Source organism: Flammeovirga sp. SubArs3 (assembly GCF_947387565.1).
Classification (GTDB): Bacteria; Bacteroidota; Bacteroidia; order Cytophagales; family Flammeovirgaceae; genus Flammeovirga; species Flammeovirga agarivorans.
The window spans coordinates 336,140-357,796 of record NZ_CANDOA010000004.1 but is presented as its reverse complement, the minus strand read 5'-3'; the positions used below and the strand labels follow the sequence as shown (position 1 = coordinate 357,796).

Genomic DNA, 21,657 nt, shown 5'->3' with positions numbered 1-21,657 from the left:
CCACTTATTGAAAAATAAAATTTAAACCCATCAGTAATGTTTCAACAACTTACTGATGGGTTTTTCTCTTAATAGAGAATTATTAAATACAAAAAAGCCTTGTGTCTCGAAAGATACAAGGCTTTTATATTTTATAGGACAAACTTTGAATTACTTCGCAGCTTGCTCATTTTTTGCTGTTAAGAATTCTTCGAATTTAGCAAGATCCACTTCCTCAGAAGTAAGAGCTACTTTTTCTTTTGCTGCAGCGAAGATTTTCTCGTTGTAAACTTGCTCATAAGTTTGCTCGAAGTACTTACCGTTTTCAGCTGATAAGTAGTTTTGTACGAACTCACCCATACGCTCGTCCTCATCACCCATGAAGTTACCGAATTGAGCTTTGATTTGAACTAAAGCAGCTGCTTCAACATCTTCTTTCTCAACTTTTACTTCTGAAGCTTCAGCAACTTTATCAGAGATTGCTCTCCATTTTACTGCTTCTTCGAATTTAGCTAAGTTTTCGTCGATTTCTTCCTCAGTTGCCTTAGGGTTGTTTTGCTTGTAAACTTTCTTTAATAACTCAGCAGGTAAAGCAATAGTAGTTGCTTCAACGATTGCGTTACGAACGTTTTCGTTTGTTAAGTTATCAATTGCTTGTTGGTTTACTTCAGCAATTGTTTTCTTTAACTCAGCTCTGAATTCTTCTTCGTTAGAAGCTTTATCAGGACCGATTACCATGTTAAAGAAGTCAACATCTAATTCTGGCTCGTGGTTACGAGTAATTTTTGTGATTTCGATAGAGAATTGACCTACGAAAGACTCTTTATCTTCAGTACCTAAGATAAGACCTAAACGGTTGTCATCCTCATACATTGAAGTGATGTCTAAAGTAACTACATCTCCTACTTTTTTACCTTCGAATTGAGCAGCGATACCTTCAGCTAATTTATCGTCTAATTCGAAAGCTGCACCTTCTTTAGAGTACTCTCCTTCTACAGCTTTGAAAGTTGCAGTAACTAAATCGTCTTTTGCAGCTTCTTCAGCATCTTTCTTTGTAGGGTAAGCTTCTTTTAACTTAGTGATTGTACTTTCAACATCAGCATCAGTAACAGTTAAGTTAAAAGTATCTGCATTGATCCCTTCTAAGTTTAAATCAAACTCAGGAAGTAATAATTCAAATTCTACAGTTTGCTCAGCACCTAATTGTTCTGGAGTGATGAAATCACCTTTGTACATTGGTTGGAACAATGGCTTAACATTGTTATCCTTTAAGTAAGTGTCCACAGCTTTTCCAACAGCTTCGTTGAAAGTATCCATTTTCACTTGCTTACCGTACATTTTTTCTACCATTGACATTGGCACCTTACCCTTACGGAAACCTTTCATATTAGCACCTTTAGCGTACTGCTTTAATTTGCTCTTATACTCAGGCATAAAATCAGCTTCAGCAACATTTACTGTAAGCAAACCGTATGAGTTCTCTTGTTTATCTAATTTGAATTCCAAAGTTTTATTATTTTTGGTGTGACAAAACTCTTAATTATTTTACCGAAATAAGGGTCAAATTGATCACCTATTTCAATATTATTATCAAAAGAGAAGTAAATATCTACCAAAACTAAGTTGGAGTACCTCTACAACCCTTCTACTTAAAAAGCTATTCGATCAATGATTTAACCATTTGAATTTCAAGTGATTTACACATCCATCAATAACTAATTCAACCATAAACAAAACACCTAAATTAGGTATTTTAATTTAAAGCGATGCAAAGGTAATCAACTCGTTTTGAAAATCATTGATGTTCACCCAAAAAAATGTAAACAACTGTTACATCTTTTTTTAAATCTTATCTTTGCTTTCTTTATGATCACTATACTTTTTTACCTATTTTTATAGTTCTTAGACTATTTGTATGGTAACAATAATTTGTTTGAACATTTGGAGATGAAGATCGACTTAGAAAAAGAGAGGATGGAGCTTTTAAAAATGTACGGTAACTTACTCCGTAAAGCCCGACCTTTTTTAAATGATCCAGACGATATAAAACAAATCAAAAAGGCCTTCCTTTTTGCTTCTGATGCTCATAAAGACATGAGAAGAAAATCTGGTGAGCCTTTCATATATCATCCCGTGGCTGTAGCCACAATTGCCGCAGAAGAAATCGGCTTAGGTACCACTTCAATTATTTCAGCTTTATTACATGACGTAGTAGAAGACACAGACTATACGTTAGAAGATATTGAGGAACATTTTGGCGAAAAGGTAGCCCTTATTGTCAATGGTTTAACTAAAATATCTGGAGCCGCACAAAAAGGCGGTTCACTACAAGCTGAGAACTTCAGAAAAATGTTATTGACAATTTCTGAAGACGTTAGAGTTGTTCTTATTAAAATCTCAGATCGACTACACAATATGCGTACGTTGATCTCGATGCCAAAAGACAAACAACTTAAGGTAAAAGCAGAAACTGAATACATTTATGCTCCCTTAGCACACCGTCTTGGTCTTTATAATATTAAATCTGAATTAGAAGATTTATGTCTAAAATATTCAGATAGAAATTTATATGATGAGATCTCAAGAAAGTTAAAAGCATCTGAAGAAGCTCGCGAACACTTTACGAATGAATTTAAGACTCCACTTATCGAAACTATGGATAAGCAGGGGTATAAATACACGATTAAATCAAGAACTAAATCGATTACTTCTATTGCAAATAAGATGAAAAAGCAACAAGTACCCTTTGAAGAGGTATTTGACTTATTTGCCGTAAGAATTATTTTCGATGCTCCTAGACAAGTGGAAAAATCAACTTGTTGGCATATCTATTCTATTGTCACCGACTACTATACACCAAACGTTAGTAGATTAAGAGACTGGATTAGTGTACCGAAATCCAATGGCTATGAATCATTGCATACTACTGTAATGGGACATAATGGTCACTGGGTAGAAGTACAAATTCGTTCAAAAAGAATGGACGAAATTGCCGAAAAAGGTTACGCTGCCCACTGGAAATATAAAGAACAAGGAGAAGCTGATTCAGAAAAGGGTATTGAGCAGTGGCTAAATGAAGTTCGTTCTCTTATGGAGAATGACAAAGTAAATGCCGTAGAGTTCCTTGATGATTTTAGAACTAGTTTATTTAATAAAGAAGTCTTTGTATTTACACCAAATGGTGATTTAAAGGTATTTCCTCAAGGTTCTACAGTTCTTGATTTTGCTTTTGATATTCATACTGAGGTAGGAGCAAAATGTCTTGGTGCCAAGATTAATGGTAAGCTAGTACCATTAAGTTATCAGTTAGAAAACGGTGACCAAATAGAAATTTTGACTGCCAATCAGCCTAAAGCTAACGAGGGTTGGTTAAAAATTGTAAGAACTTCTAGAGCTAGAGCAAAAATAAAATCTCACCTAAAAGAAGACCACAAACGTGTGGCGCTTATTGGTAGAGAAATCATTGATAGAAAATTCAAGCACCTTAAAATTAAGTATGATGATAAGGTAGCTCAGCAATTAAGAGACTTTTTCAGTCTTAACAGTGAAACTGATTTGTATTATCAGGTTGGTGAAGGCATCATTGAACACAAGGAAATTAAGAAGTTCAAAGATCACCTTGATCAAACTAACAATGTTAAGAAGAAAAAGATGGTTCCTGACTCTGCTAAAGAGTTCAAGAAGAAGATTAAAACGATTAGAGAAGATGACGATGAATTAGTCATTGGTGAGGATATGGAAAATGTCCACTACTCTATTGCTAACTGTTGTAATCCAATTCAAGGGGATGATATCTTTGGTTTTATTACTATTAATAATGGTATCAAAATCCACAGAACAAACTGTCCTAACTCTATCGCTATGATGGCCAATTATGGTTATAGAATCATCAAAGCTAGGTGGGCTTCAGAGAAAGAATCTTCTTTTATTTCAAAAATTGCTATCGAAGGTACAGACAGAATTGGCTTAGTCAATGACGTTACGAGAATTATCACAAGTCGTATGAAAGTAAACATACGTTCGATATCTATAGATACTCAAGATGGAATTTTTAAAGGTAATATTGAGATTTCTGTTAAAAACCTTAATGAGTTCGAAAAGGTAATTAACGAAATCAGTGAAATTGAAGGAATTATAAGAATCACGAGAAAAGATTCCTGATTTTTTTCTTAAAAACCTTACGCCACAATGCAAAATAAGCATTGTGGCTTTTTTTTTGCCTAAAACAAAGTGTACTAATCGAGCAAATTCTAGCACTTAAGCAATATTATTGTTAAATTGCTCGTTATAGAACCGATAATCAGTGATTTAAACTAATTATCATCTGAGCGATGCTCAGATACTGTAATAACTACATTTTTATAGCAACCTTTTTTGGCTTTCTATATTTTTTCATATACATCATGAAAACAGGATACCTAGACCAAGCTTTATCGATATACCAAGATCTTTCGAGAGCTTTAACGATCAAAAGCCTTTGCCGCAAAATCTTAGATACTGTCAATTCGAAAACAGTTGCCGAAAGAACCTCGATTATTATTAAGTCTGGGGATAACTTTATATTGAAAGCATCTCAGAAGAGAAATAGTGGTGACACAATATTCCAAGAAGGAAATGATTATGCAATGGACCATGATTTACCATTAAGTGTATTGCATCAGATTAAATCTCCTAAGAATGTTATTGTCGTTGATATTAACAAGGTAAACGATAAAGTAAAAGCTGAAAGGTATATCAAAGAGAATAATGTCTCTTTCCTTAACTTTATTCCATTATGGAATGATGATACTCTTATTGGCTTTTTGATGATTGAACAATATCAGAACATCAATACGCCATCTGAACAAATTAAGTTTTTACAGGTCTTGGCTCCTCAAATTGCTATCTTATTACAAAATGCTGTAGCAATTGAAAGTTTTAAAGGTGCAGAAGCTACCACTGTTGAAGAAACTCCTACAACACCAAGTACTTCTGAACTACAAGAAGTACAAAAACTAGACAGTTTCGCATTAAAAACAATACATGAAATCGGTCAGATTATCGCATCTACCGATAGTGTTGAGAATATGACTGAAACTGTATTTGAAAAGATAAACACAGTTTTAGATGCTCAAACTCTAGATATCGGACTTGTAAACAATGAACGTCACCGTTTAGAGTTTCCTGGTACCTATGAGGATGGTGAACGTCTTCCTTTCAACTATTGCAAATTGGACGAAGAAAACCGTTTGGCTACAATTTGTTTGAAAGGGAATAAAACAATCCATATCAACGATTTTGATAATGAGATCCTTTCTATCATTCCAGATTATAACCTAAACGCTCCAAAACGTGTAGGTAAGAAAGTAAACTCTATCATTTATGCAACAATTCAGTATAAAGGTAAACCTGTAGGTGTATTTACAGTACAAACTGAAAAGTTAAATGCTTATTCTAAACAGGATCGTTTACTTATCGAAGGTATTAGTTCGTATATCGGAATTGCCATTGATAACCTAAACCTGAATAAGGAAAAGCAAAATCAAAATATTCGTAGTCAAGAGCAAGAGGAAGAATTAACTCAAGCGTATACTACACTAAAAAACCTTGGTGAGATTGGTCAGGACATTACTTCCAACCTTTCCATTGAAAGAATTGCAGATACTGCATACGAAAGTTTAAATTCAATGATTGATGCTCCATTATTCTCAATGGGTATCTACAATAAAGCAAGAGGAGTTCTTGATATCTCAACGAATATTGAAAATGGAGAAAAATTACCTCCTAAAACCATTCGTTTGACTGATAATAATAAGCTTTCAGTGATTTGTTTTAAAACATTGAAAGAAATTATCATCAATGACTTTATTTCTGAGTATAATCAACATGTACCAGATACAGAGCTACCTACTCAGGATTCCTCTAAACTACCACAATCATTAATTTATATTCCTCTAATTGGTAAGGAGGGTACTTTAGGGTTTATTACAATCCAGAACTACCAATCAAATTCATTTGATGAAAGAGCGTTAAACTTAATGAGAAACATTGCCATATATATTGGTATTGCCTTGGATAACGCCCTGACTTATGAAGGATTAGAGGAAATTGTAGCTGACCGTACTGCTGAGCTACAAAAGCAAAAGCAAGAGGTCGAAGCCAATAGAGACCAAATTGAGCAATCTTATAAAAACGTACAGTTATTATCAGAAATTGGTCTTTCACTTTCATCAAGTTTAAGTACAGAAAGTATTATCAAAACAGTATATGAAAATGTTCAGACACTGATTGGTGGCGATGCTTTCGGTTTAGGTATATACAATCACAGAAAACAGCAAATTGAATTTAGAGGTGCAATGGAAAAAGGTAAAGAGTTACCTGATTTTATTCACTCTATGTCTGATGACACTCGTTTATCTTCTATCTGTCTGAAAAGAAATGAAGAGATTGTTATCAATGATATCACTAAAGAAATCTATCAATATTTAGATTCTCAAGATGAAGTACCTACTGTAGGTGAAATGCCTCAATCAATTATCTATATTCCTATGAGAGCCGAGGATAAATTGATTGGTGTAATTAGTTTACAAAGTTTCAAAAAGAATGCATATACAGAACTTCATGTAGATTTACTTCGAAACATTGCCATTATCTCAGCAATTGCCATTGATAAAGCAGGAACGTATGAGAAAATCGAACGTCAAAAAGAAGAATTACAAGTTACTTCACAAAAAGTAACCGAATCTATCCGTTATGCGAAGCAGATTCAAAGTTCAATTCTTCCTAACCGTACATTAATACGTCAGTTATTACCGGATTCGTTTATTTTCCATAAACCAAAAGATATTGTATCTGGTGATTTCTTCTGGTTCTTTGAGCATGACTCAAGAGTATATATTGCAACTGTTGACTGTAATAGTAATGGAGTACCAGGAGCCATGATGAGTATCATTGGTACATCGTTATTTAGAGAAATCGTAGAGATCCAAGGCGTTGTTTGTCCTGGTGAGATTCTTAAAGCGATGAACGAGCGTATTGTATCACACTTGAACCAAAACCACTCTGAAAACACTGATGCTTTAGATGTTTCTCTTGTAGTAATGGATAAGAGCAAGAAAACTTTAGAGTTTGCTGGTGCTAACACCTCAATGGCTAAAATTAAGGATGGTAAATTCTTCCTTATCAAAGGTATGCCTATTTGCATTGGTGGTGAATATAATGAAGAAAAATTCAATGAGATTGAATATAAGAAACATACATTCGACTTAACTGAAGATGCTACTTATTACCTATTCACAGATGGTTACCAAAAACAAGTGGGTGGTGAAGAGAAAGTAGAATTTGGTAAGGAGAACTTCTTAAAATTATTATTCAGTAATCATAAAGAAGAAAAATCTAAGCAAAGAACAGCTATTCGTCGTGCCTTTAACGACTGGATGGAACATGAGTTGGTTCAAACTGATGATGTTTTAGTACTAGGTTTTAATCCAACATTGAGCTAAGAAATTAGATATAAAAATAAGGGGCAATACTTAATGATATAAGTATTGCCCCTTTTATATTATAAGATGATTATGCTTTCAAAGCTTGTTTGATATCAGCAATTATATCATCTACATGTTCTAATCCTACAGAGATTCTGATTAATCCTGGAGTAATTCCCACTGCTAACCTTTCCTCTTCTGATAATTTTGAGTGGGTTGTTGATGCTGGATGCGTAGCAATCGTTCTTGTATCTCCTAAATTAGAAGATTTAGAAATCATTTTTAAGCTATTCCAGAATTTCTTACCTGCTTCCACTCCTCCTTTAATTTCAAAAGATACTAAAGCACCACCTAAACGCATCTGCTTTTTTGCCAGCTCATAATGCGGATGTGAAGGTAAAAATGGATATTTCACCAATTCTACTTCTTCCACCTCTTCTAAAGCTTTTGCTACGGTATGAGCACTTTCACAATGTCTGTCCATACGAACAGATAACGTTTCTAAAGACTTAGAAAGAATCCAACCATGGAAAGGAGATAATGCCGGTCCAGTATGACGAGACATAAATTTCACCTTTTCGAGCGTTTCCTTCTGTCCTAAGATTGCTCCAGCTAATACTCTACCCTGTCCATCAATAAATTTTGTTGCTGAGTGAGTAACAATATGAGCACCTAATTTAATTGGATTCTGTAAGTAAGGTGTTGCAAAGCAGTTATCTACATTCAGTAAAACACCATGTTTATTAGCAATTTTTGCTAAAGCCTCAATATCAATGATATCCAATGCAGGGTTAGATGGTGTTTCGATAAAGATCATTTTAGTGTTCGGTTGAACTGCCTTATCAAAACCTTCTAAATCATGAATATCAACATATGTATGAGATACTCCCCACTTTGGTAATAACTGCGTTAAAATTTGGTGAGTTGAGCCGAATAAAGATCTTGAAGCAACGATATGATCACCTTGACTTACAAAAGAAGCAATACTTAAAAACATGGCAGCCATACCCGAAGAGGTAGCAATACCAGCTTCAGCACCTTCTAAAGAAACCAGTTTATCAATAAATTCATCGTTATTCGGGTTAGAGTAACGAGAATAGATATTACCTTCTACTTCATCAGAAAACAATGCATTTGCATGATCAGCATCCTCAAAAGTAAAACTTGATGTAGCATAAATCGGCACTGAGTGCTCTCTATTGTGAGAACGCTGTGTTTGTTGTCTCACAGCAATGGTCTCAAAGTTCTTTTCTTCTTGGCTCATGATGAGAAAATCTTTTTGATTGTAAAATTTGTCAGTAAAGTTTAGATCGCAAAATAAACTATTCTGCTATCACCTCAAAAGAGTGAGTAATAGTTGCTGTAGATTTTACCATTTCTGCAACAGAACAATACTTTTCTACTGCTAAACCAACTGCTCTCTTTGCTTTTGCTTCATCTACATTACCAAATAACTTGAAATGAACATGTACTTTTTCGAAAGGAGCAGGAACAGCATCTTTACGATCGCCATCAATAGAAATTTTCACATCTTTAATTTCCTGACGTTGCTTTTTTAAGATATGAATAAGGTCGAAAACTGCACATCCTGCTACTCCAGTTAAAACTAATTGCATTGGAGAAAAAGCAGAACCTTCACCCATACCATCCATTTTTCCTTTACCTGCATCAATATGTAATGTATTCCCTTCTTCAGAAGTTGCTTCGAAACGCACACCTTCATTCACTCTTTGTAATTCAATTTTCATAAGTTTGTATGTTTTTTATTCGCCTAAATTTGTTCAATTATAAAAGGTTTGATAAAATTACGAAAATGAAACTAAATTAGAGTACTATGAAAAGTATTACTGTAGAAGAACTGAGAGAATTACAAGAATCAGGCGCAGACTTCCAACTAATCGACGTACGTGAAGACTATGAGTACGACGAAGCAAACCTTGGTGGATTACTTATTCCTTTAGCAACTGTTATCGATGAAGCAGATCAAATCAGCAAGGATAAAAGAGTAATTATTCACTGTCGTAGTGGCAAGCGTTCTGCCAACGCTATTGCTGCTTTAGAAGGTATGAAAGGCTATACAAACCTAGAAAATCTTGAGGGTGGTATTTTAGCGTATATCGACGCTTTTGGTTTAGATGACTAGATCATAAAAAATCATCACTTTTTTACGATATTTGCACCGGCTTAATTGAATTAGGTCGGTTTTTTTATTGTTGACATTTACCAAAATCAATCCATATGTCAGATTCATTATCAGTAGTCATTTTCCAAGGAACAGAATCAGAGTTCTGGCCTGCAGTTATGCAAATAAGAAAAACTGTTTTTGTTGATGAACAACAAATTGATATTTCATTAGAGTTCGATGATATCGAGGTAAAAGCCTATCATTTAATTGTTTTAGATAATGGCAGACCTGCTGGTGTGTGTAGATTTTTTAAAACAGAGGAAGGCTATAAAATGGGTCGTTTTGCCGTATTAAAAGAATTTAGAGGCCAAGGAATTGGTAATGCATTAATTCAAGCCTCATTATCTGAAATTGAAGATATTGCCGAAGAAGGTTCAAAAGTTTATTTACATGCACAAACATATGTAACTAAATTTTATGAAGAAGAAGGTTTTAATATAGAAGGAGATGAATTTATGGAAGATGGAATTCCACATGTTTTAATGGTACAAACCATTTAATCAATATTATTTCTTGGAGTGGGAACTATTTACATCAAATAGTTCCTTTTTTTGTGTATATACTTCTTTATTGATAGTATAGGACAAACACCTCTTCTATCGTTTGCTTTGTTATGTTATCGATAATTCAATTTTCATCAATAAATCCCACTAACAATTTTTAACAAAAGTTAATTTTAAGTATATTGTAGCAACCACTATAACAATTCATACTGTCCGTTATATTTTTTATGAACAACACTACTAACACCCCTATTATTGACCACTTACAAAAGAAAAAGAAATACATGATCCAACTTTACTATTTAATGAGTGGTTCGTTCATTTTTCTATTCTTTTCTTGGTTAGTTGTATGTATTACAAAAGGTACATTTCTATTCGAATATCTTATTCTCTTAGTGATACCTATTGGTTTGTATTATATGCATAAAAGGATCAATATTATTGATGATGAAATCCTAAACTTAAAAGATTAGTAATTTCAGAGTACTTTATTTTAACAGAATAATGTACTCTTTTTTTTACCCAATGATTTTTACTGTAATCATCTACACAAACATAAAAATCTACGATATCTACTGAAAAACAATAATTTACCAATTCCCTCCTGTTTTTTACCAACCATTCCTTTTTTCATGCTCTACTTTTGTCATGTACTCAATCGGAGTACAAATTTAACAAATTGACAATTGAATATTTTATGTAAAGAAGTAATAGCTTTTTTATAGAAATACCAGTAATCAACATCGTTAAATTAAATCGAATCAGGTGTGAAACATATCATTACTTAGAGTGTGAATCATCTTAATTTTATTACACAAAATCATCAAAACAATGAAAAAAGTTACAGTATCTGCAACACAAACAAGTTTTACTTGGGACAAAGAAGATAACCTTAGAAAAGCAGAAAAATTAGTTCGTGAAGCAGCATCAAAAGGTGCTCAAATTATCTTATTATCAGAATTATTTGAAACTCCTTATTTCTGTTTACAACCAGATGAGAAACACTTTGAGTTAGCAAAACCTGTTGAAGAAAATGCTGCAGTAAAACACTTTCAAAAAATCGCAAAAGAATTAGAAGTAGTTTTACCTATTTCATTTTATGAAAGAGAAAACCATGCAAGATATAATTCAATAGCTATTATCGATGCAGACGGTTCAATTTTAGGTGTTTACAGAAAAACACACATTCCTGATAGCCCAGGTTATTTTGAAAAATTCTTCTTTAACCCTGGCGACACTGGATTTAAAGTTTGGGATACTCGTTATGCGAAAATCGGTGTAGGTATCTGTTGGGATCAATGGTTCCCTGAAACAGCTCGTTCAATGGCTTTGATGGGTGCTGAAGTTTTATTCTTCCCGACTGCGATTGGTTCAGAACCTCAAGATCCAAACCTTATCTCAAAAGATCACTGGCAAGCAACACAATGTGGTCATGCTGCTGCTAATGTAACTCCAGTAGTTGCTGCCAACCGTTTTGGTAGAGAAACTACTACAGACGTTTTTGATAAAGATGCTAAAGAAGTCGGGATCACATTTTATGGTTCTTCTTTCATTGCAAATGAGCATGGACAAAAAGTAGAAGAAGCTGGACAAGATGAAGAAGCAGTATTAGTACATACTTTCGACTTAGACGATATCGAAAAAACTCGTACTTCATGGGGTCTATTCAGAGATAGAAGACCTGAATATTATGAAGTAATTACATCTAGTGATGGTGTTCACCCTAATAAATTCTAAGATCATGTCAACATTATTAAATTCTACTCCGAAAAAAGATGGCTATTATATGCCAGCAGAATGGACTGAGCATGAAAGAACTTGGATGCACTGGCCAGAACGTACTGATACATGGCGTATGGGTGCGAAGCCAGGTCAAGAGGCATTTGTTAAAGTGGCAACAGCGATCGCTGAGTTTGAACCTGTAACAGTATGTGCTTCTAACAACCAGTTTGAGAACGCTAGTGCAATGCTTTCACACCCTAATATCCGTGTTATTGAGCTAACACAAGATGATGCATGGATGCGTGACTCTGGTCCTACTTTTTTAGTAAATGATGAAGGTGGACTGAGAGGCGTAGACTGGAAGTTCAATGCATATGGTGGTACTTACAATGGTTTGTACTCCCCTTTTAATCATGATGATCAAGTGGCTCACAAAGTACTTGCCATAGAAAATGCTGATCGTTACAGAACTGAAAACTTTGTAACAGAAGGTGGTTCAATCCATACTGATGGAGAAGGTACAGTAATGATCGTTGAAGAAGTATTCATGAACCCTGGTAGAAACCCTGGTTTATCAAGAGAAGAAATGGAAGACTATTTAAAAAATTATTTAAATGTCGAGAAAGTTCTTTGGGTACCAAGAGGAATCTATAATGATGAGACTTCTGGACACATCGACAATATGGCGTTCTTTATTCGTCCTACAGAAGTTGTTCTTGCATGGACAGATGATAAAAATGATCCTCAATATGAGCGTTCACTAGAAGCATACAATTACCTTACTAGTGTAACTGATGCAAAAGGTCGTAAAATCACAGTTCATAAATTACCAGTTCCTTCACCAATGATAACAACAGAAAAAGATGTTGAAGGAATTGATGTTTCTGAAACTGCTAAAAATCGACAAGTTGGTGACCGTTTAGCTGGTTCTTATATCAATTGTCTGATCTGTAATGGTGGTGTCATCTTACCAAAATATGGAGATGAAAACGACGATGTGGCTGCAAAAATCTTACAAGACTTAATGCCTGATCACAAAGTTGTACAAGTAGAAACAAGAGAAATTCTTTTAGGAGGTGGTAATATTCACTGTATTACACAACAACAACCTAAAGTTTAATCAAATATAGGTCATGAGTGGTATAATAAACTGCTCATGGCTACCATCAAATCTTTCAACAATTTATATCCATTGAGAAGTTAATAACCAACCAATATCTCTCTTTTTATCAATCAAGCACCTCTCAATTATTCAATCAACATTCATTTGTCCAATTGTTAATTTCTCGTTGAAAACATATCATATATGAAAAAATATATTTACCTCATCGTGTCCGTACTTCTAATGGCATTTACTTCTGTGCAAGCACAAACGACAGAAATAATAAATATTACTGAAGTACAACAAGTAGCCAATACTCCTGCTTTAAATAGTGGAGATACTGCATGGATATTAGTATCTACAGCTCTTGTTTTATTTATGATGTTACCTGGCTTGGCATTATTCTATGCTGGGTTGGTACACAAAAAAAATGTTTTATCCATTCTGATGAATATCTGTGTCATTACAGGTATTGGATCATTATTATGGTTCGGTGGACTCTATAGTCTTGCCTTCTCAGGTGATGGAAGCTTTGTGGGAGATTTCCACAAATTATTCTTAAATGGAGTAACAGCAAACAGTCTTCATGGGAGTATTCCTGAACCATTATTTGCTGTTTTTCAAATGACATTTGCTGTAATCACACCTGGTTTATTTATTGGTGCATTTGCAGAAAGAATGAAATTAAAAGCAGTTGCATTGTTTTCTGCACTTTGGTTAATTCTAGTTTATGCTCCAGTTACTCACTGGGTATGGGGCGGTGGTTGGTTACAACAAATGGGTGTAATTGACCTTGCAGGAGGTATTGTCGTTCATGCTACTGCTGGTATTGCTGCTTTATTATTAGCCGTTTTAATTGGCCCTAGAATTAAAAATAAACATTCGAAAAAAGCTCCATACAACATTCCAATGGTAATGATTGGTGCATCGATGTTATGGGTAGGTTGGTTTGGATTCAACGCAGGTAGTCAATTACATGCAAATGGAGCCGCTGGCATGACCCTACTAGTAACCCATTTAGCTGCAGCTGCTGCATGTATCACTTGGGTAGTACTTGAATGGGCTAAGAACGGTAAACCTACATTAATTTCTATTGTTACAGGTATGATTGCTGGGTTAGCAACAGTTACTCCTGCATCTGGTAATATTGGTCCAATGGGAGCTGTTATCATCGGAATAACTGCAAGCTTAGTCTGCTTCAACATGGTAGATGTTGTAAAAAAGAAATGGAAAATAGATGACGCTTTAGATGTATTTGCTGTACATGGTGTTGGTGGTATCCTGGGTACTATTATGGTTGCTTTTTTAGGTACAGAAATGTTTGGAGGCCATGGAGTAACTGACGTAATCAGTCAATTAGGAGTACAAGTAACTGCCTTAGTAGCGGCTGTATCATGGTCAGCATTAATGACATTCTTGATCGTCAAAATATGCAAATCAACTGTAGGGTTTAGAGTTTCTGAAAAAGTAGAGGAAGAAGGTCTAGATATCGTTGAAGTTGGAGAATTTATATAATATGTTGTTTTGATTGAGAAATTTTGGGACTCAAGGAGATCCTGTCTTCTTGAGTTTATTCTCTCAAAACCCATGTATTTTATTATAAAAAAAGAGGCAAGATTTTAAATTAAATCTTGCCTCTTTGTATTAAGAATAGAAAATAAAATTAAGCCTTTATTTAATTGTTTAAACCAACTCTCTCACTTTTAAAGAAGATCCATTTTGTTCAATCACTTCAACGGCTGTTCCTTTAGATATAAAACCTCCTTCTGTGGTAGCATCGTAATAATTATCTTCAATTTTAACTTTGCCAGATGGTCGTAGAACAGTATGTGCTGTACCAGTTTGACCAATATAAGATGTACCCAAAAAGTCAGCAGAATATCCTTGATCACTATCCATTTTTTCTGATAAACCCACCTTCGCAAAAGTAGGGGAATCAACAATTTTATGGGCAAAAGCAAAAACTCCTATCCCTCCAATAAAAACGGATGCAAGGACACTAATCAGTGAAGTCATAATTCTTTCTGGAGCAACAAAAGTGAAATCAAGAAAATCATTATCCAACATCACTAATGTTAAGCCGAAAATCATAAATGTTATCCCAGAAATACCCGTGATTCCGAATCCAGGTACGACAAAAACTTCGAGTAGAATTAATAGAAAACCAATACCTATTACGATCAACTCCCAATTAGCTGCCATACCACTTAAATAGTAAGGCACCAAATACAGAATACCCGCTGTAATTGCTGCAGCTATTGGAAACCCAATACCTGGAGACTGTAATTCAAAATAAATTCCACCTAGAATAATTAAGATTAAAATACTACTTACTGCTGGGTTCAAAAAGATAGAAATAATGTTTTCAACAGATGATGGGCTATATTCAACTAATTCATAATTACTAATACCATTTCTTTCCATGATTTCTGGTATTCCCGTTACTTCTGCTTCACAAAAACCATGTTCCAATGCCTCAGCAACTGTAAAGGTAATTACTTCGCCTTCTTCAGAAATTCCTTCAACAACCAAATCCTGATCTACCATGGCTTCTGCGATCTGAGGATTTCGACCATTTGTTTCTGCTGTCGATCGCATCATAGATCTCATATATGATTGGTATTTATCAGGGGCCGCTTCACCTGAGCCTCCCATCACAACTGTAGCTGCTCCTATATTTGATCCAGACTCCATATAAATAGAATCACAAGCGATAGATATTAATGCTCCTGCACTTGCTGCATTTTTGTTGATAAAAACATATACCGGTTGAGGATAATCTAAAATAAGTTGTCTTATTTTATCAGCATCGTTTACTGCTCCCCCATAGGTATTCATATTGATGATTACATAATCTGCTTTATTTTTTGTTGCTTCTTCTAAAGCTAGTGATACCTTTCTTGATGATCTTGGATCGATATCTTCTCTAATTGGAAATTCAAAAACTACAGGAACGTTTTCCGCCATTACTGGATAGAAAACACACATAAGTAATAGCCAACTCAAGGAAGATTTGATAAATGTTTTCATTGTTGTTTTGTTCTGATAGGTATTAATATACTTTAACGAATAAAAAATCGGTTCTGTTTTATCTCATTCACAAATTAACGAATTATCTAATCGAATCTCATTTATGATTTGATATAATCTATGAATTGGTGATCTTTGATCCACTTTTTAATTGAATCGTAAAGCATAGATGCAAACAACAAAGTATAATTTCGAAGCTCATGGGCAGGTTTGGAGAGTGATGTATGACGAGAGTATTTCAACTCTATTAGTAGAAATGAGAGATCCTGAAAAAAAAGAGGTTTCTTTTGCTGCCTTAAACCTATATTCAGGTGATGTACTTTGGGAAGGATTACAAATGGATGAGTCTTGGTGGGTAACAATGGCAGGAGTAAAAGACGGTATGCTATATTTTACACATTTTGCCCCCGACAATCGTATGCCTACGGTTCAAAAATTACAGAAACTGGATATTCTTCAGGCACTAATTATTGAAGATAATGTTGAAGACCCGAAGGATATTAGCAGTGCTAAAGATGTATCATCCCCCGTAATTTACCCGATTGATTCGGAACACCACGCTACCCTCAAAAAATTCTTAGAATCTAAGGATATTCAAGTAGCCGATAGTGACATTCACTACATGGAAACTACTTCGGAGATCATTTTTGCGTATTTGGTTAAAAATGAAGAAAAACTTCAAAGAAAAATATTAATTTGTGATGTTGAAGGAAACATTATTTTCAAAGATGCAATGGATTCTGTTGTCAACGAACAAATTATGGACAGCTTCTTTGTGATCGATAAAATGCTTCTTTATATTAAGGAAAAAGAAATTTTATGTGGTCTACCCCTTGACAAAACCATATAGCAAACCAAAGCAATAACATGAGAAATTATTTTTATATTCTCTTTTTTTTACTGAGTTGTCAAACTTCATTACTTTTTGCTCAAGACATTACTACTCACACTGTACAGGCAGAAGAAACGCTGTATTCAATATCAAGAAAATACAATGTATCAGTAAAAGAAATTACTACCGCCAATAACATCCAAGATAATGTAATTAAGATTGGACAAACGTTGACAATACCTGCTAAAGATGTACAGAATACCGCAAATTCTTTTCATCAAGTAGCTGAAGATAATGCAAATACTAAGGCAGTATATTTACCCGAAGGAAGTGCACCTGTTTACTACCGAGCAAAAGATGGAGAGACATTAAGGTCAGTGGCTTTTAGTTATCAAGTATTGGTAGACAGCCTGTCTGTATGGAACGGAATCATGCCGGATGACTTGTTAACTGAAGGACAACAAATAGTTGTCAGCTTAAATGGTAACGTAAATCAGTTTGATAAAGCCGCAATCGAAGTTCAGTCTAAATCTTACGCTGACCTGACAAAGGAAGAAGCTAAAACATATGATATTCCGATGCAGAAAGTTGAAAGAGGTAATGGACAAATTGTCGACCTACCTAGTAATACAAGTAAACTGATGGCATTGCACCGTAAAGAAACTGTTGGTGCATATATCAAAGTAATTAATCCTAACAATGATAGAGTTGCAGTAGTGAGAGTCGTTGCTCCTCTACCTGAAAATGCCATTGAAGAAGGAATTATCATTAGAGTATCTGAACAAGTTGCTAAGAAAATTGGTGTGGTAAACCCCGATTTTAAAGTGAGAGTTGAGTACAATCAATAGTACAAAATCATGAGGATAGCTATTTTATCCACTTTTTATCCATTAAGAGGAGGAATTGCTCAATATGGAGGTGCTTTATATAATGCATTAGAAGCCGAAGGTCATCAAGTAAAAGCATTTACTTTTTCTCGTCAGTATCCTGACTTTTTGTTCCCTGGTAAATCGCAATATGTTACTGAAAGTGATACTACCGATGTTATTGAATCAGAAGAGCTTTTGGACTCTATCAACCCCCTCTCCTATATAAGTACCGCTAATGCCATCAAGAAGTTTGCTCCGGATGTATTGATTACACAATTCTGGATGTCGTTTTTTGGCCCTTCTTGTGGAACTGTGGCGAAGTTAGTGGGGCAACAATGTAAGGTAATTAGCATTTTGCATAATGTCATCCCTCATGAAGGAAGATTTTTTGATAAACCTTTCACAAAATATTTTTTAAACCAGCATCATGGCTTTGTTACCATGAGTAGTGCTGTTGAAAAAGACCTCAGAAAATATACCACTACATTACCATCTTTAGAAAGACCACATCCATTATACGATCATTTTGGAGAGATTGAAGATAAAGTTGCTGCAAGAAAAAAATTAGGCATTGTAACAAATAAAAAGACTCTTCTTTTCTTCGGTTTTATCAGAGAATATAAAGGGCTGGACTTATTGATAAAAGCATTTGATTTACTTGATGATAGTTATCAATTGATCATAGCAGGAGAAGTTTATGGCTCCTTTGATGAGTACCAAGCACTAATAGATGAGAACCAAAATAAAGAGAATATTTTCATATTCAATCAATATATTGCTGATCAAGAAGTAGGGCAATATTTCTCTGCCGCAGATGTATGTGTATTACCATACAGATCTGCTACACAAAGTGGAGTAACAGCAGTGGCCTTACACTACGAAGTACCACTGATTGCTACTGACGTTGGGGGGTTAAAAGAATTAGTAGTATCAGGTCAAACAGGAGAGATAGTTAGTAAGGCAGATGTAGATTTATTACATCAAACCTTGCTTCATTTTTTTAATAATGATCTAAATGTTTATCATGAACATATTAGAGCATTAAAAAAAGATATGTCTTGGAGCAGCTTTGCTAAATACCTTACCGAATTTATCCGTTCTATCAATTAATTGGCAGGCACTAAAAATTGCTCATATACTTTATTGATAATATCATCTACCCATAATTTGTATAGATTTCCTGAAGGATGTAATCCATCAGAAGCTACTAAACTAGGATTGTTTTGTACTTGTCTTGTGTAGGATGTGATATTATGAAAAACCACTTGATTACGATTCGTAATACTTTGTTTTAAGTTGTTGTATTGATTTATTTCTTGAGAAATACTTTGAGAAGGAACACTATACGTATAACCATAATCTGGAATACTAAGAACAATGACTTTGCTTGGATCATTACCAGCATATTGAATGGCTAAATTGAGTAATTCTTCATACTCTTTTTCAAATACCTCGATATCTATGCGTTGATATTGATTATTCACTCCAATTAAAAGCGTAACGATATCATACTTTGGCAAAAGGTTTTCATCAGCGATTGCATTCAACAAGTTTCTTGTGGTCCAACCGGTTCTTGCAACGTATTGTATATCGTTTAACTTATAATTTCTCTCTTCTAATTCTACTTTGAGTTGCTCATTCCACCGGTCTTCTTTTAGAACACTTGCACCTATTGTGTAAGAATCTCCCAAAGCCAACATTGATAAAGATTTTTGCGGCACTATATAACTAGAAGTATTGGGCGAATTTGATGATGCATTAGTTACAGGGACAATATTTTCATTGTCATTACAAGCACAAAACAATACAATCATCAGTAAAACAATACTTGCTTTCATAGTGGTAATTTTTATTAATAACTGTTTTCAGTTGCCAAATGTTTGTCATATTTACTTAAAAATATGTCTATTAAGTAGAATAGCGTTTAGCTTTGCTTTTGATCATCTCAAAAACATCATGAAAAAATACTTACTTACACTACTAATTGCCTGTATATCATTATCAATAACTGGACAAGAGAAGAACATTCTGGTAATGCCTAATGTTGAAAAAGGGGCTTCCATTTGTTCATCTTTTCAGATTTATGATAATAAAGTCGCTGTAAATGCCATAGAAGAAGTATATAAAGAAAATAAATACCATGTGATCAACTCATCCAAGATCATTCATGATTTATCGATCTCAGGAGGTTGTTATCAAGGCAATGATCATGTGAGGACTAAACTTCTAGAACAGAATGAATTAATCTACTTCACAGTAGTACAGGTAGATTACAAAAATGATTATAATGGCAGTTATGTAGAAGTAACTACTGATGTAATTGATGCAAAAGTCAAGAAAAAACTAGCTACAATAAAATCAAAATCCACACCTCAATTTACTTCTGATAAAAAAGAACAGATCAAATCTGCTTTTAGAAAAGTAATTCAACCTTTAATGTTGGAAGCATTACGAGCACAGCGTTCAAAAACTTACATAGCACCAACGTCATCTTTAACATTACCAATCAGAACTCCTCCCAAAAAAGAAAAAAAGGAAGAACAGCCAAAAGTTGAAACTCCTGTAGAAAATACTTCTCCAGTTATTGGAGCTACAATTACTCCTTCTGATGTTGACATTAACATACCAAAAGGAGGAACTAATGAAAATGCTGTTGCTGTAATTATTGGAAATAAGAATTATAGAAACTCAGATGTTCCTGCTGTAAAATACGCAATACATGATGCTGAAATCATGAAACAATACCTTACCCAACTTTATGGATACAGAGAAGGAAACATTATTTATATAGAAGATGCAACACAAGCTGACTTCAATGCTATTTTTGGTATAAAAGGTAATCCTAAAGGAAAGTTATACAATTATGTAAAACCAGAAGAGTCTGATGTATTTATCTATTACAGTGGGCATGGTGCACCCAACCCTGAATCTCAAGAAGGTTATTTTGTTCCTGTAGACACCGATCCATCATTGATTCAATTTAATGGCTATGCTGTTAATACCCTATATGAAAATCTTGCAGCTGTACCCTACAGAAATTTAACTGTGGTTATTGACGCTTGTTTTAGTGGATCATCTGATGGGGGCATGTTATTGAAAAGTATTTCTCCTGTATTTATAAAAACTGAAAATAAGATTCTACAAGATGAAAATGCTTTTATTTTCTCAGCATCAGCTTCTGAACAAGTTGCTTCTTGGTACGAGGATAAAAGTCATGGTCTATTTACTTACTTCTATCTTAAAGGACTACAAGGAGCTGCAGATAAGGATCAAGATGGAAGAGTTACAGTAGAAGAAATGTCAACTTATCTCAATGATAATGTGACATATATGGCTAGAAGATTAAATAATAGAGCACAAAACCCACAAATCAATGGTACTCCATCTAGGTATGTAAAATAAAGTTTATTTTGTTGATTAATTGTATCATTCTAAGATAGACTTAAATATTAAGTGTAAAAAAGAGTACCCTAAATTGTGTTTTATACCAAATGATTTCTATTTTTGCGATAATCTAAATCTTTATATGCAAAAAGAGACAAACATATCATTTAAGTTATTCCCGTTTTTTATGGCGGTGTTGATGCTCTTCGTTATTGGCGTTGAGACAACATATGCTATGAATATGGATGCGACTCAAGTGATTGAAAACGCCTCTGACCAAGAAGAACAAGATCAGCAAAGATCTATGGTTGATATCCTAAAGGATCAACATGATGCTTTGCCACATTCTTCTGAGAAAATGCATTGGTGTAATGTTTTTATTAAAACAGCCCCTAAGAAAGAAAACTTTAGATTTATCGTTCCACCTGTTTGTAACGATCAGACTACAACAAACTATTATACATCTTCTATTTCGATTCAGGAAGAATGTATCTTTACCTATTACTCTGCTCCTAACGCCCCGTAAGGAGATAATTCATTCCAATTTGTAAACACAATTGCCAGAACCCTATTGTATTCATCAATAGT

At 34.3% G+C, this 21,657-nt stretch carries 18 protein-coding genes; 13 read left to right on the top strand and 5 right to left on the bottom strand.

The features are described from left to right. Positions 1–150 precede the first annotated feature (150 nt). Positions 151–1,485: a trigger factor gene (gene tig, locus QL232_RS13785; RefSeq protein ID WP_168881661.1), complete on the bottom strand. Its 1,335-nt coding sequence runs from the start codon at positions 1,483–1,485 to the stop codon at positions 151–153. A 441-nt stretch (positions 1,486–1,926) separates the two neighbouring features. On the opposite strand from tig, the gene QL232_RS13780 reads away from it, so the two are divergent. Next, complete coding sequence (locus tag QL232_RS13780) at positions 1,927–4,140, top strand: RelA/SpoT family protein (RefSeq protein WP_168881662.1); 2,214 nt, start codon at positions 1,927–1,929, stop codon at positions 4,138–4,140. Between the two features lie 242 nt (positions 4,141–4,382). Next, positions 4,383–7,460 carry a GAF domain-containing protein gene (locus QL232_RS13775; RefSeq protein ID WP_281614535.1) on the top strand — a complete coding sequence of 1,026 codons (3,078 nt, stop codon included), beginning with the start codon at positions 4,383–4,385 and terminating at the stop codon, positions 7,458–7,460. A 70-nt stretch (positions 7,461–7,530) separates the two neighbouring features. Here the strand turns inward: QL232_RS13775 and QL232_RS13770 are convergent, their stop codons facing one another. Beyond that, positions 7,531–8,706, bottom strand: a complete 1,176-nt coding sequence (locus QL232_RS13770) for an aminotransferase class I/II-fold pyridoxal phosphate-dependent enzyme (RefSeq protein WP_281614534.1) — start codon at positions 8,704–8,706, stop codon at positions 7,531–7,533. A gap of 58 nt (positions 8,707–8,764) precedes the next feature. After that, positions 8,765–9,190 carry an OsmC family protein gene (locus QL232_RS13765; RefSeq protein ID WP_168881665.1) on the bottom strand — a complete coding sequence of 142 codons (426 nt, stop codon included), beginning with the start codon at positions 9,188–9,190 and terminating at the stop codon, positions 8,765–8,767. A gap of 86 nt (positions 9,191–9,276) precedes the next feature. On the opposite strand from QL232_RS13765, the gene QL232_RS13760 reads away from it, so the two are divergent. From QL232_RS13760 to QL232_RS13735, 6 genes are all read left to right on the top strand, one after another. Beyond that, complete coding sequence (locus QL232_RS13760) at positions 9,277–9,585, top strand: rhodanese-like domain-containing protein (RefSeq protein ID WP_281614533.1); 309 nt, start codon at positions 9,277–9,279, stop codon at positions 9,583–9,585. 95 nt (positions 9,586–9,680) lie between these two features. After that, entirely contained in the window at positions 9,681–10,127 is a 447-nt protein-coding gene (locus tag QL232_RS13755) for a GNAT family N-acetyltransferase (RefSeq protein WP_281614532.1), read from the top strand. Positions 10,128–10,357: 230 nt separating this feature from the next. Further along, entirely contained in the window at positions 10,358–10,603 is a 246-nt protein-coding gene (locus QL232_RS13750; protein ID WP_281614531.1) for a hypothetical protein, read from the top strand. Between the two features lie 358 nt (positions 10,604–10,961). Continuing rightward, entirely contained in the window at positions 10,962–11,867 is a 906-nt protein-coding gene (aguB, locus tag QL232_RS13745) for an N-carbamoylputrescine amidase (protein ID WP_168881668.1), read from the top strand. 4 nt (positions 11,868–11,871) lie between these two features. Continuing rightward, positions 11,872–12,972 carry an agmatine deiminase gene (aguA, locus tag QL232_RS13740; RefSeq protein WP_281614530.1) on the top strand — a complete coding sequence of 367 codons (1,101 nt, stop codon included), beginning with the start codon at positions 11,872–11,874 and terminating at the stop codon, positions 12,970–12,972. 186 nt (positions 12,973–13,158) lie between these two features. Then, positions 13,159–14,469, top strand: coding sequence for an ammonium transporter (locus QL232_RS13735; protein WP_168881670.1), 1,311 nt, complete (start codon positions 13,159–13,161; stop codon positions 14,467–14,469). Positions 14,470–14,637: 168 nt separating this feature from the next. Here QL232_RS13735 and QL232_RS13730 read toward each other — a convergent pair whose 3' ends face one another. After that, positions 14,638–15,984: an NfeD family protein gene (locus QL232_RS13730; protein ID WP_281614529.1), complete on the bottom strand. Its 1,347-nt coding sequence runs from the start codon at positions 15,982–15,984 to the stop codon at positions 14,638–14,640. Positions 15,985–16,153: 169 nt separating this feature from the next. Between QL232_RS13730 and QL232_RS13725 the strand changes: the two genes are divergently transcribed. Genes QL232_RS13725 through QL232_RS13715 form a run of 3 tightly spaced genes read left to right on the top strand, consistent with a single transcriptional unit; the run spans position 16,154 to position 18,795 of the window. Beyond that, positions 16,154–16,834, top strand: a complete 681-nt coding sequence (locus tag QL232_RS13725) for a DUF4905 domain-containing protein (protein WP_281614528.1) — start codon at positions 16,154–16,156, stop codon at positions 16,832–16,834. A 17-nt stretch (positions 16,835–16,851) separates the two neighbouring features. Continuing rightward, positions 16,852–17,664, top strand: coding sequence for a LysM peptidoglycan-binding domain-containing protein (locus QL232_RS13720; RefSeq protein WP_281614527.1), 813 nt, complete (start codon positions 16,852–16,854; stop codon positions 17,662–17,664). A gap of 9 nt (positions 17,665–17,673) precedes the next feature. Then, positions 17,674–18,795, top strand: coding sequence for a glycosyltransferase (locus tag QL232_RS13715; protein ID WP_281614526.1), 1,122 nt, complete (start codon positions 17,674–17,676; stop codon positions 18,793–18,795). Here QL232_RS13715 and QL232_RS13710 read toward each other — a convergent pair. Next, entirely contained in the window at positions 18,792–19,523 is a 732-nt protein-coding gene (locus tag QL232_RS13710; protein WP_281614525.1) for a GDSL-type esterase/lipase family protein, read from the bottom strand. The genes QL232_RS13715 and QL232_RS13710 overlap by 4 nt on opposite strands. A gap of 118 nt (positions 19,524–19,641) precedes the next feature. Between QL232_RS13710 and QL232_RS13705 the strand changes: the two genes are divergently transcribed. Next, the gene (locus QL232_RS13705) at positions 19,642–21,087 is read left to right on the top strand and encodes a caspase family protein (protein ID WP_281614524.1); all 1,446 of its coding nucleotides are present in this window, start codon (positions 19,642–19,644) and stop codon (positions 21,085–21,087) included. A gap of 124 nt (positions 21,088–21,211) precedes the next feature. Continuing rightward, positions 21,212–21,595 carry a hypothetical protein gene (locus tag QL232_RS13700; RefSeq protein WP_168881677.1) on the top strand — a complete coding sequence of 128 codons (384 nt, stop codon included), beginning with the start codon at positions 21,212–21,214 and terminating at the stop codon, positions 21,593–21,595. Positions 21,596–21,657 lie beyond the last annotated feature (62 nt).

Coding starts and splice junctions, on each gene's coding strand:
- QL232_RS13700 (WP_168881677.1), top strand. CDS start 21,212: ATGCAAAAAGAGACAAACATATCATTTAAGTTATTCCCGTTTTTTATG.
- QL232_RS13710 (WP_281614525.1), bottom strand. CDS start 19,523: ATGAAAGCAAGTATTGTTTTACTGATGATTGTATTGTTTTGTGCTTGT.
- QL232_RS13780 (WP_168881662.1), top strand. CDS start 1,927: ATGAAGATCGACTTAGAAAAAGAGAGGATGGAGCTTTTAAAAATGTAC.
- QL232_RS13735 (WP_168881670.1), top strand. CDS start 13,159: ATGAAAAAATATATTTACCTCATCGTGTCCGTACTTCTAATGGCATTT.
- QL232_RS13775 (WP_281614535.1), top strand. CDS start 4,383: ATGAAAACAGGATACCTAGACCAAGCTTTATCGATATACCAAGATCTT.
- QL232_RS13750 (WP_281614531.1), top strand. CDS start 10,358: ATGAACAACACTACTAACACCCCTATTATTGACCACTTACAAAAGAAA.
- QL232_RS13765 (WP_168881665.1), bottom strand. CDS start 9,190: ATGAAAATTGAATTACAAAGAGTGAATGAAGGTGTGCGTTTCGAAGCA.
- QL232_RS13705 (WP_281614524.1), top strand. CDS start 19,642: ATGAAAAAATACTTACTTACACTACTAATTGCCTGTATATCATTATCA.
- QL232_RS13755 (WP_281614532.1), top strand. CDS start 9,681: ATGTCAGATTCATTATCAGTAGTCATTTTCCAAGGAACAGAATCAGAG.
- QL232_RS13760 (WP_281614533.1), top strand. CDS start 9,277: ATGAAAAGTATTACTGTAGAAGAACTGAGAGAATTACAAGAATCAGGC.
- QL232_RS13715 (WP_281614526.1), top strand. CDS start 17,674: ATGAGGATAGCTATTTTATCCACTTTTTATCCATTAAGAGGAGGAATT.
- aguA (WP_281614530.1), top strand. CDS start 11,872: ATGTCAACATTATTAAATTCTACTCCGAAAAAAGATGGCTATTATATG.
- QL232_RS13725 (WP_281614528.1), top strand. CDS start 16,154: ATGCAAACAACAAAGTATAATTTCGAAGCTCATGGGCAGGTTTGGAGA.
- QL232_RS13720 (WP_281614527.1), top strand. CDS start 16,852: ATGAGAAATTATTTTTATATTCTCTTTTTTTTACTGAGTTGTCAAACT.
- QL232_RS13770 (WP_281614534.1), bottom strand. CDS start 8,706: ATGAGCCAAGAAGAAAAGAACTTTGAGACCATTGCTGTGAGACAACAA.
- aguB (WP_168881668.1), top strand. CDS start 10,962: ATGAAAAAAGTTACAGTATCTGCAACACAAACAAGTTTTACTTGGGAC.
- QL232_RS13730 (WP_281614529.1), bottom strand. CDS start 15,984: ATGAAAACATTTATCAAATCTTCCTTGAGTTGGCTATTACTTATGTGT.